Source organism: Kaistella sp. (assembly GCF_032060305.1).
In the GTDB taxonomy this organism is placed as follows: domain Bacteria; phylum Bacteroidota; class Bacteroidia; order Flavobacteriales; family Weeksellaceae; genus Kaistella; species Kaistella yananensis.
In genome coordinates this window covers 40,741-44,580 of the sequence record NZ_DAMBHK010000004.1, presented here as the reverse complement: position 1 = coordinate 44,580, position 3,840 = coordinate 40,741, and the positions used below count along the sequence as shown (strand labels likewise).

Below are 3,840 nucleotides of genomic sequence, written 5' to 3'. Positions count from 1 at the left end.
TTGGTGCACCGGTAAGAATGGTACTTTTGCCAAAAGAATCTCATGGGTATGCAGCTAAAGAAAGTATTCTGCATGTTTTATGGGAGCAGGATCAGTTCCTTGAAAAATGTCTGAAAAAATAATAATGAAAAGTCTTCCGTAATGCGGAGGACTTTTTTTAATCTCTGTGGTTTAGTTTACCGCATTATTATGAGAGTGAATAGAAACATATATTTTAATAGAAAAACATAAAACTCCTTTATCTGAAAATAATCCAATTTAACATAATATAAATTATAGGATATTTTTATAATCTTTTCATTTTTAATAAAAAAATAAATTATCACTATCTTTACTGAGTTTTTGACCGTTATTGTTACTTTTCTGTAACCGTATATTTGATCAATTCTGTAACCGTAAATATAATCAGTATGAAATACTTTCTTTTAATACCTGCAATTGGTTTTTCTTTATTCAGCTGTAATCAAAATTCTGACAAAAAAAATCTTGCAGCCGATTCTCAGGCATCAGAAAATTTAGAAACGTGTTATGAAGCTGTACACGGTCAGGATTCCGTAAAACTTTCTGTAATTTATTCTGCCGGAAATATAACGGGAAGTTTACTGTACAATAATCCGCAGGCCAGCAATTCGTCATCAGGAACTTTCACAGGAACCAAATCCGGAGATACACTGAAGTTATTGTCCAGAACTGTAACCGGCGGAAATATCAGTTTCAACGAAATTTATCTTCTGAACAAATCCGGTAAACTCTATGAAGGCATTGGTGAAGTTGAAAAAATTAATGATTCCACTACAGTTTTTTCAGATCCTACAAAAATCGATTTTAACAAGAGTTTTGTTTTTAGCAAAACTGAATGTAATTTCTGATCCGACTTAACATAATATACATAAGGCTCAATTTTAAATTTATTTCCCCACAAAAAAATAAACTTTATGAAAAACTTCTTTTTATCAGCATTTATCGTTCTTTCAGCAGTAAGTTGTGAGAAAAAATCTAATGAAACAGTTAATACTGAAGCTACGGCAGATTCTACTGTTGTTGTTCCTGAAAGCAACGAACCTCTTGAATCTTCTACCCTACAGACCTGTTATATGGAAGTAGCTGGAAAAGACACGCTTTTTGTCTCTTTAGATGACAATCTCGGTACGATAACGGGAAAAATGCGTTATAAAAATTTCGAAAAAGACAGCTCTATCGGTGATGTGATGGGAACCCAAAACGGTGATACACTTAAATTAAGTTATACATTTGAGGCAGAAGGTACCACTTCCGACCGTGAAATTTATTTCCTTAGAAAAGACGGAAATTTAATTGAAGGAATTGGTGAGCATAAAACCGAAGGGAACAGAGATTTCTATGCAAATCCCGCTCAGCTAAAATATGAGGGACATACGCTGAAATCTGTTGACTGTACAGACTTTGAGAAAAATTTTAAATCAAAATAAGTCCTTTTAATTTTAAGAAAAACAAAAAAGAGCGACCAGAAATGGTTGCTCTTTTCTTTGAAAAAATAAAACTGATTATAGTACAACAGTCTGAATTGAATGTGCTGGCGCTGATAATTTAGCAGCCTGCCCTTCAATCCATAAATAAGTTTCGATGTCCTGATCAGACTCATTCATGATAACGGTTACCAGTTCACCGTTCTCGTTCATGAAAGCGGTCGAAATTAAGGCTGCTCTGTTCGATGAATTACCAATTCTCTGCGATCCCGGCTTAATATATTTCGAAACATGACCGATATAATAATATTCGTAGGTATAATGCACTTCGCCGGTTCTTGTATCGGCAATTATGGGTGCAAAACAGAAGTTCCCCACATGGTTTGGGCCGCCGGTCTCGTCGAGAAGGACATTCCAGTCTGTCCAAAGTGCAGTTCCTTTGTTGAAATCATTAAGCATATTGCGGCCGTAAAGTTCACCCAGCGAAACATCATAAATCTGATCCATTTTAAACTGTTCTTTACAGCCTTCGGTAAATGCGAGAAACATATTAGGAAACGCCTTCTGGGTTTCTTCCAAATTATCAAAAAGCTGGGTTTTGTTGTTCCAGGTTTCGTACCAGTGATACCCGATTCCGTGCGCATATTTTGCAGTTTCCGGATCCTGCAAAGTGGTGGTTGCGCGCTGATAGATCAAATCGCGGTTGTGATCCCATATAATTACCTTTTTGTCCCTATAGCCATTCTTCCATAAAGTCGGTCCAAGATTTTTTCTTAGAAAATCTCCTTCTTCTTCAGCAGTGTAAATGCAGCTTTCCCAGGTTTGGGTCGCCATTGGTTCGTTTTGGATGCTTAATCCCCAAACCGGCATTCCGCGTTTTTCATATTCTTTAATGAACTTGATGTAATATTCTGCCCAAGGCTGGTAATATTCATCTTTCAGACGGCCGCCTTTCAGCATGCTGTTGTTTGATTTCATCCAGGCTGGCGGACTCCAGGGTGAAAAATAAAAGGTAAACTGGTTACCAATAAGTTTCTGAGCCTCTTTAATCATCGGGATTTTATACTTTTCGTCTCGTGCCACAGAAAAAGATTTTAACGAAACGTCGCCTTCTTTCACATAATCGTAAGATGCACTAGAAAAGTCGCACGAATTCATGTTGGTTCGTACCACGGTGTATCCCAAACCATTTTTACCATAATACGCTTCCAGAATTTCTTTCTGTTTTGCTTTTGGCATTTTGTACAGTGTTTCTGCAGAAGCATCTGTAATGGCGCCACCGATGCCGATTAATTTCTGATATTTGAAATCGGGATCTACAAAAATACACGCATCGGTTTCTTTTGGCTGAGCAAATTTTTCGAATTTTACATAACCTTTATCCTGCAGTTTTTCTTTCGTTGCTGCATTGGTAACAATGAGTTTTGCCGTTTTTTTGGTATTGTTTTTCCAGTAATTCTGGCTGAAGGCATTCACGAAAGTTCCCAACAGGAAACATGAAATCAACGTTTTTCTCATTTTCATTATTTTTTATACTTACTAAATGTTTTTCGGTTAATCAAGATTAACCCGATATCTTACTTTTTCTGTCGACAAAGGAAAATTATCAGTTCTGAAAGGTGAAACCGGAAGATTATTTTCTGTAACAAGATTGTTTTCAGAAGCATCACCCTTCCAGCCAAACCTTACTGCTACTGGATTTTTTACCTTATCACTAATTACCACTACTCTATTTTTAAAAATTTTTGCTGTAGCCGGATAAAAAATTCTATCGTTTCCTGCAATTTCGAAACCTTTAACTTCTGCAGAATTATCTGATGTTTTAAGGTTTACAGACGGTTTAAAACCGACCGAAATTTTATTTTTCTGAACTTTGAAATCTTTAAAAACCGGACTTACCTGGCCATTATTTAAGGCAAGATTTGCCAGTCTTTCGCCTACTGATTTTTTATTTCCGGGGTGAATATCCTTTGGATTTCCGATGTCTGTAGTTACAACCATGCCCGTATTTTGTAATTTTAGAGTATTGGTCTGGGCTTCGCGCAGTTCGGCCCAGGCGCTTCCTTCGTTACTGTTACCAGGCGTTTCAAAAGTTGCAAGCTGCACAAAATAGAACGGAAGATCATCTCCGAATTTTTCTCTCCAATTTTTAATAAGTAAAGGAAAACTTTTGTTGTATTCCACAGCTCTGTCGGTATTCGATTCCCCCTGATACCAAAGAAATCCTTTGATTTTGAACGGAACTATTGGTGCAATCATGGCATTGTAAGCCAAGGACGGAAATTCATTTTCGTTGATTTTATTGAAGATTTTTTCGACTGTAATTTTCCAGTTTCCGGTGAGTGAAATTGAGGATTTTGAAGTGACGAGTTTTAATTTCTCGGGTTCGCCCCAA

The 3,840-nt window shown here is 36.7% G+C and carries 4 protein-coding genes; 2 read left to right on the top strand and 2 right to left on the bottom strand.

Annotation, left to right across the window (positions count from 1 at the left end; translation table 11 throughout):
- The first annotated feature begins 410 nt into the window (after positions 1–410).
- The gene (locus tag V5N63_RS01185) at positions 411–869 is read left to right on the top strand and encodes a hypothetical protein (RefSeq protein WP_332032264.1); all 459 of its coding nucleotides are present in this window, start codon (positions 411–413) and stop codon (positions 867–869) included.
- A 66-nt stretch (positions 870–935) separates the two neighbouring features.
- On the top strand, positions 936–1,448 hold the full coding sequence (locus V5N63_RS01180) for a hypothetical protein (RefSeq protein WP_332028908.1): 513 nt from the start codon (positions 936–938) through the stop codon (positions 1,446–1,448).
- Between the two features lie 75 nt (positions 1,449–1,523).
- On the opposite strand, the gene V5N63_RS01175 is transcribed toward V5N63_RS01180, so the two are convergent.
- Both V5N63_RS01175 and V5N63_RS01170 read right to left on the bottom strand, forming a co-directional pair.
- Positions 1,524–2,963, bottom strand: coding sequence for a glycoside hydrolase family 30 protein (locus V5N63_RS01175; protein WP_332032261.1), 1,440 nt, complete (start codon positions 2,961–2,963; stop codon positions 1,524–1,526).
- Between the two features lie 36 nt (positions 2,964–2,999).
- On the bottom strand, positions 3,000–3,840 hold an 841-nt coding region (locus V5N63_RS01170; RefSeq protein WP_332032259.1), incomplete at its 5' end, for a sialate O-acetylesterase.